The sequence below is a fragment of the Variovorax sp. P4_D9 genome, assembly GCF_056401695.1.
Genome location: NZ_JBFUIU010000519.1, coordinates 1 through 6,515 on the forward strand (window position 1 = coordinate 1; position 6,515 = coordinate 6,515).

Sequence of the window (6,515 nt, forward strand, 5' to 3'; positions counted from 1 at the left end):
GTTCAACATCGCCCAGGCCAACCGCGAGCGCGTCGACCGCCTCTGCCGGCCGCAGGCGCTGGCCACCTTCGAGATGCCGCTGCTGCTGAACGGCGGCGGCGACAAGATCGCGAGCCGGCTCTACATCCTGGCCGACGGCTGGGACCCGAGCCCGTTCCGCTATTTCGCGGCCGAGGCCGAGAAGGCCGCGGGCTGGCGCGTGGTGAAGCTGCCGTGCAGCCACGACGTGATGGTCGACATGCCGAAGGAACTGGTCGCGGAGTTGCTCAAGCTCGTTGCTTGATTGAGGGGGGCGATTCGGCGGCAGTGGCGGGCGCCTACCCGAAGGGACCCGCCGCAAATGTTAGTCTTGCCGTCCCCATGAACCTCAGGACCAAGATCGTTGCGCTCGCCGTGGCGCCGCTGCTGGTCGCGCTGTTGCTGGTGGCTGTCGCGGTGCGCCACCAGGAGCGCGACCTCGCACAGCGCGAGCGCGCCCTGATCGAGATCACCTACATGACCCAGCGGCGCAGCGAACTGCGCAGCTACGTCGACTTGGCCGTCAGCACCGTGCGGCCGCTGTACGACGCCGGACTCGACGACGAGGCCACGCGCGCCGAAGCCCTGCGCCGGCTGGCCGCACTCGACTACGGCAATGACGGCTATTTTTTCGTCTACGACCTGCAGGGCCGCTCGCTGATGCATTCGCGCCAGCCCGAGCTGGTCGGCAAATCGCTCTGGGATCTGCGCGATTCCCAGGGGCGTTCCACGATCCAGGACCTGATCGCGCGAGCCCGCGAGGGCGGCGGCTACGTCGAGTACCAGTGGCGCAAGCCCTCGAGCGCGCAACTCGCTCCCAAGCTCGGCTACGTCACGGCACTGCCGCGTTGGAACTGGATGGTCGGCACCGGTCTCTACCTCGACGACATCGACGCAGCGATGCAAGTGCTCGACCGGCAGATGAACACCAACGTCACGACGACGATGCTGTGGATCGCCGGCATCGCCGCGCTGTGCCTGGCCGTGGTCAGCGCCGCCGGCCTGCTGTTGAACCTCAGCGAGCACCGCATCGCCGAGGCCCGCTTGCGCCTGCTGGCGCGCCAGGTCGTGAAATCTCAGGAGGACGAGCGCGCCCACCTGGCGCGCGAACTGCACGACGGCACCAGCCAGACGCTGGTGTCGGCCAAGCTGCTGATCGAATCCGCGGTCGATGCCCTGGAGCGCGCCCGCGAGCAGGTGCCGCCGTCGCTCGGCAAGGCACTGCAGCGGCTCAACGAGTCGCTGGTGGAGGTGCGGCGCATCTCGCACCGCCTGCGGCCGGCGCTGCTCGACACGCTGGGCCTGCCGGCGGCGCTCGAACGACTGGGTGCGGAGTTCGGCGAGGAGGGCGGCGTCGCCGCCTCGGTCACGATCCAGGGTCGGCCGCGCGAACTGCCGCAAGAGGTGAAGACGGCGCTGTTCCGCGTCGGGCAAGAGGCGCTGACCAATGTGCGCAAGCACGCGCGGGCGAAGCAGGTGCGCATCGTCCTGGCCTTCGAGGAGCGGGCGGTCCAGCTCGAGGTCGGCGACGACGGCTGCGGCTTCGACCCCGCCGCGCTCGAGCTCGATCCGAAGCGCGGCATCGGCCTGCGCAACATGCGCGAACGCGTGGCGGCAATCGGAGGCTCGCTCGGCGTGCGGTCCGACGTCGATGGCACCTCGATCCTGGCCGAGGTGCCGGTGCCGCAGGAGGGGCGCGCATGACTGCGCCCGCGCTGATCCGCCTGTTCCTGGTCGACGACCATCCGCTGGTTCGAGACGGCCTGCGGGCCCGGCTGGGTCCGCTGCCGGGACTCGAGATCGTCGGTGAGGCCGGCAGCGCCGCCGAGGCGTTGGAACTGATCGCCGAGCTCCGGCCGGACCTGGTGCTGGCCGACGTCGGCATGAAGGGCATGAGCGGCATCGAGCTGGCATCGCACTTGCATGAGAGGCAGCCGGACGTGCGGGTGCTGATGTTCAGCATGTACGACAACCCGGAGTACGTGCAGCAGGCGCTCCAGGCGGGTGCCCGCGGCTATGTGCTGAAGGACGCGCCGGCGGCCGAGATCGTCGCGGCGATCGAGGCGGTGGCGGCGGGCGGCACCTTCCTGAGTTCGGCGGTGTCGCATCGGCTGTTCCACAACCACCAGCCGCGGCCCTTGCTGACGCCGCGCGAGAGCGAAATCCTGTCGGCGCTGGGTCGTGGCGACTCGAGCAAGCAGATCGCGCGCGAGCTCGGATTGAGCGTCCGCACGGTCGAGGCGCATCGGCAGAGCATCAAGCGGCGGCTTGGGCTGGAAGGGCAGTCGGCGCTGATCAAGTACGCGGTCGAGCACGCCACAGAATTCAAGAACAACGGCCGAGACCGAATTTAAAGGGTTATCCCTTAAGTGATGCCACGCGTGCCATTCGCGCGGTGCAACCGATGCCGCCGCGGCGCAGACTCGCGAAACTGCCGGGGTTCACTTCCGGAGACATTCCCATGCACAGCATCCGTCGCCACCTGGTGTGGCTCGTCGTGGCCGTGGTCGGCGCCTTCGCGCTCGGCACCGTGGCCCTGTCACGCGGCGAAGCCATCAACGCGCTCTGGATCGTGGTCGCGGCGATATGCACCTACCTGATCGCGTACCGCTACTACAGCCTGTTCATCGCCACCCGCGTGCTCGGGCTCGATGGCAAACGCAAGACGCCGGCGCACCGGCACAACGACGGCCTGGACTACGTGCCGACCGACAAGAACGTGTTGTTCGGCCACCACTTCGCGGCCATCGCCGGCGCCGGCCCGCTGGTCGGCCCGGTGCTCGCGGCGCAGATGGGCTACCTGCCCGGGCTGCTGTGGATCCTGGCCGGCGTGGTGTTCGCGGGCGCGGTGCAGGACTTCATCGTGCTGTTCATCTCGACCCGCCGCGACGGCCGCTCCCTGGGCGACCTGATCAAGCAGGAGATGGGCACCGTGCCCGGCATGATCGCGCTGTTCGGTACCTTCATGATCATGATCATCATCCTCGCGGTGCTAGCGCTGATCGTGGTCAAGGCGCTGGCCGAATCGCCATGGGGCACCTTCACCGTGGCGGCGACCATCCCGGTGGCGGTCTTCATGGGCATCTACCTGCGCTACATCCGTCCCGGCCGCATCGGAGAGGTGTCGGTGATCGGCTTCGTGCTGCTGATGGCGGCGATCTTCGGCGGCCAGGCCGTCAGCATGAGCCCGACCTGGGGCCCGATGTTCACCTTCGACGGCAAGGCCCTGACCTGGATGCTGATCGGCTACGGCTTCATCGCCGCCAGCTTGCCGGTCTGGCTGCTGCTGGCGCCGCGCGACTACCTGTCGACCTTCCTGAAGATCGGCACCATCATCGCGCTGGCAATCGGCATCGTGTTCGTCGCGCCGACGCTGCAGATGCCGGCCGTGACCCAATTCGCTCAAGGCAACGGCCCCGTGTGGTCGGGCAACCTGTTCCCCTTCCTGTTCATCACCATCGCCTGCGGCGCGGTGTCGGGCTTCCACGCGCTGATCTCTTCCGGCACGACGCCGAAGATGCTCGACAACGAACTCCACGCGCGCTTCATAGGCTACGGCGGCATGCTGGCCGAATCCTTCGTCGCCGTGATGGCGCTGGTGGCCGCCGCCTGCATCGACCCGGGCGTCTACTTCGCGATGAACAGCCCGGCCGCGCTGGTCGGCAGCACCCCCGAAGCGGTAGCGCAGACCATCTCGGGCTGGGGCTTCTCGGTCACCCCCGACATGCTGATGCAGACCGCCAAGGACGTCGGCGAAAGCACCATCCTCGGCCGCGCCGGCGGCGCTCCGACCCTGGCGGTCGGCATGGCGCACATCCTGCACCAGGTCGTCGGCGGGCAGGCCATGATGGCCTTCTGGTACCACTTCGCGATCCTGTTCGAGGCGCTCTTCATCCTGACCGCGGTGGACGCGGGCACCCGCGCCGGACGCTTCATGCTGCAGGACCTGATGGGCAGCTTCGTGCCGGCGCTCAAGCGCACCGACTCGCTGCCGGCCAATCTGACCGCGACCTTCCTGTGCGTCGCGGCCTGGGGCTACTTCCTGTACCAGGGCGTGGTCGATCCGCTGGGCGGAATCAACACGCTGTGGCCACTGTTCGGCATCTCGAACCAGATGCTGGCTGCCGTGGCGCTGATGCTCGGCACCGTGGTCCTGTTCCGCATGAAGCGCGAGCGCTACGCCTGGGTGGCGGCGGCGCCGGCGACCTGGCTGCTGATCTGCACGCTGACGGCCGGCTGGCAGAAGATCTTCTCGGCCGATCCGAAGGTCGGGTTCCTGTCGCATGCCTCGAAGTACGCCGACGGACTGGCGCAGGGCGTGCTGATCGCGCCGGCGAAGACGCCCGAGGCCATGGCACGGATCGTCTTCAACGACCGTCTCGACGCCGGGCTGTGCGCGCTGTTCATCTTCGTGGTGCTGAGCGTGCTGGTCTACAGCCTGCGCGCCTGCATGGCCGCGCGTCGGGCCAACCATCCGACCGCTCGCGAGACGCCGTTCGAGCCGGCCGTGGCATGAGAAGCACCGGCGCCAGCCTGGCCGAGACCGGGCGCTACCTGACGCGCTCGCTGGCGCAGTCGCTGCGCCTGATGGTGGGACTGCCGGACTATGACGCCTACATGAGCCACATGGCGCGCACCCATCCGGGACAGGAGGCGATGAGCTACGAGGCGTTTTTCAGGGAGCGGCTGGAGGCGCGTTATGGGGGAGGGAAGGGGCGCTGCTGCTGAGGGAGCCAGGTATACCGCCGTCCGTGCCGTGATCTCGCCGACCGCCAGCGCGCTGCGCTGGATTTCGATCGCCGCAGGCACCTACCAATCGCCGAAAAGGTTGGGGTGTCCGTGTCTAAGCAATTCCTGGGCGCCTGCGAACAGCTTTTTGCGTGAGTGATGTCCTCGAGAATGCCGCACTGCGATTCGCGCCGGCCGCGAGATCGAGGCGCTCGATCTCGAATGAAAGCTGCTTCTCGGTCAATGCCGCGAAGACGAACATAGGGCGATGCGAACTGCGAGTCGACGTACAAGAGCTTGGGAGTGTTCCGGGTCATTGGGAGTGCGGGTCGATCAGCGCATCCTGTCGCCATCGCGGACCGACTCGACCGCCCCATTGTGAAAGCGCACGATGCCGAGGAAGTTGCCTGGCCCTCGCTGATAGACCCAGTCTTCCATCGGTTCGCATTGCTGTACGACGAACGGTTGCGGTGCGCCGCCCGGGTAGGCCGGTTAACCCCATATCGTTCGAGGCCGGTTGACGCAGACCGGTTCGGTCGCCAGGGGCTGGCCGCACTTCTGGATGATGGACGCCTTCGACTCGCCAACCACCGCGAGAACGCCATTGCAGCCGAGCATTGCGATGCGGCGGCATTCGCGCCGAGGCACAGCAACAGCGTGCCGGCGCGGCACTCGCCAGCAATCTGGCGCACGGTCCGCGGCGGTCAGGCATCTCTGCGGTTGATATCTTTGCTTTGAATGATGGCGTGGACTTCAATTCGGGCCCGGCCGGTGGTGCTGCATGCGACCCGGAGAGGTCGCGACAGCCGGCGATGCTAGGCGACCCCAAAACGATGGAGCTATCAGAAAGGTCCGAATTGGTCGCAAGCCGCAGCCAACTCCGCCATGCAACGACGACCRCACCATCAAGCCGCCGCGCACTCGTTACCCTTGCCGTGGCGCTGCTGAGCGCCTCATCCCCACGAGCGGGTCAGCAGTTCGTCCATGGCATCGGTGATCTGCTGCCCATGTTCAGCCAGAGACCCGACCCAAGGGCCCAACTCGTCGACGGCCACCGAGACCGTGTCGAGCGGATGCAGCACATGATCAGAGCCATCGAGCGCAAAGATGGGGTTCATGCGGGTACCGGCGATCTGCGCTCCCACTGGCAACGCACTGCGCAGGACTAGTGGAACCACGACGCGACGGCGGTAACGGTCGAACTGGGCTGATTGGACTACCACCACGAAGGGAATGCTGGCGCTCTGCCTGCCCTTGTTGCGATGGACGTCGAACTGCGACACGTCTTCGATCTACAGCGTGGAATGYTCGTCGGCGAAAGATCCCAGTTCGCCTTCCACCACGTTCCACGCCTCCGCACAGGCGATGGCCCATTCCCGATGGCCTCGACCTTCGCCAAGGGCGGCACGCGCGCGTTGAAGCGCTTCCATGTCTTGCGGAGAAATGAGATAGGCCGCGGGGCGCCCATGGCGCGTGATGATGATCGGCTCACGCTGGGCTTTGTCGAGCAACTGCCCGAATCGGTTCTGAGCCTCCACCGACGATACCTTCATCATGACGATTCTCAGAAGTAGCTAACTTGAACAGTTTACCCGATGACGTCCTGGGCGCCTGCACGAGTTGCCGGTCAGTCGGCGGGCGTGGTTCAAGCCGCCGCGCACTTCCTAACCGTCGGCCAGGTCCGGGTCGTCAGCCCGTTGCCGAAGGTCTTCTCGGTTCCGAACCCGCGCGGCCCGGTGTTCATAACGCTGATCGCGTAGGCAGTGAAG

The 6,515-nt window shown here is 66.9% G+C and carries 6 protein-coding genes and 2 pseudogenes; 5 read left to right on the plus strand and 3 right to left on the minus strand.

Annotated elements, in window-relative coordinates; translation table 11 throughout:
* The 5 genes and pseudogenes from AC1DY5_RS37340 to AC1DY5_RS37360 form a co-directional block, all read left to right on the plus strand.
* Positions 1-283 (plus strand): annotated as a pseudogene (locus AC1DY5_RS37340) (alpha/beta fold hydrolase); the annotation flags it as partial.
* A gap of 77 nt (positions 284-360) precedes the next feature.
* A complete protein-coding gene (locus AC1DY5_RS37345; protein WP_478119514.1) occupies positions 361-1,722 on the plus strand; it encodes a cache domain-containing protein in 1,362 nt (453 codons plus the stop codon).
* Positions 1,719-2,372 (plus strand): response regulator transcription factor, encoded by a 654-nt coding sequence (locus AC1DY5_RS37350; protein ID WP_478119515.1) that lies wholly within the window; start codon positions 1,719-1,721, stop codon positions 2,370-2,372. The genes AC1DY5_RS37345 and AC1DY5_RS37350 overlap by 4 nt, the downstream gene beginning before the upstream one ends.
* A 107-nt stretch (positions 2,373-2,479) precedes the next feature.
* Positions 2,480-4,534, plus strand: coding sequence for a carbon starvation CstA family protein (locus AC1DY5_RS37355; protein ID WP_478119516.1), 2,055 nt, complete (start codon positions 2,480-2,482; stop codon positions 4,532-4,534).
* Positions 4,531-4,746 (plus strand): YbdD/YjiX family protein, encoded by a 216-nt coding sequence (locus tag AC1DY5_RS37360; protein ID WP_478119517.1) that lies wholly within the window; start codon positions 4,531-4,533, stop codon positions 4,744-4,746. Before AC1DY5_RS37355 ends, AC1DY5_RS37360 begins: the two co-directional genes overlap by 4 nt.
* A gap of 333 nt (positions 4,747-5,079) precedes the next feature.
* Here the strand turns inward: AC1DY5_RS37360 and AC1DY5_RS37365 are convergent.
* The 3 genes and pseudogenes from AC1DY5_RS37365 to AC1DY5_RS37375 form a co-directional block, all read right to left on the minus strand.
* Positions 5,080-5,187, minus strand: a pseudogene (locus AC1DY5_RS37365) (DUF2845 domain-containing protein); the annotation flags it as partial.
* Between the two features lie 512 nt (positions 5,188-5,699).
* Positions 5,700-6,029, minus strand: coding sequence for a CcdB family protein (locus AC1DY5_RS37370; RefSeq protein ID WP_478119518.1), 330 nt, complete (start codon positions 6,027-6,029; stop codon positions 5,700-5,702).
* A 9-nt stretch (positions 6,030-6,038) separates the two neighbouring features.
* On the minus strand, positions 6,039-6,302 hold the full coding sequence (locus AC1DY5_RS37375; RefSeq protein ID WP_478119519.1) for a type II toxin-antitoxin system Phd/YefM family antitoxin: 264 nt from the start codon (positions 6,300-6,302) through the stop codon (positions 6,039-6,041).
* Between the last annotated feature and the right edge of the window lie 213 nt (positions 6,303-6,515).

Coding starts and splice junctions, on each gene's coding strand:
- AC1DY5_RS37345 (WP_478119514.1), top strand. CDS start 361: ATGAACCTCAGGACCAAGATCGTTGCGCTCGCCGTGGCGCCGCTGCTG.
- AC1DY5_RS37350 (WP_478119515.1), top strand. CDS start 1,719: ATGACTGCGCCCGCGCTGATCCGCCTGTTCCTGGTCGACGACCATCCG.
- AC1DY5_RS37355 (WP_478119516.1), top strand. CDS start 2,480: ATGCACAGCATCCGTCGCCACCTGGTGTGGCTCGTCGTGGCCGTGGTC.
- AC1DY5_RS37360 (WP_478119517.1), top strand. CDS start 4,531: ATGAGAAGCACCGGCGCCAGCCTGGCCGAGACCGGGCGCTACCTGACG.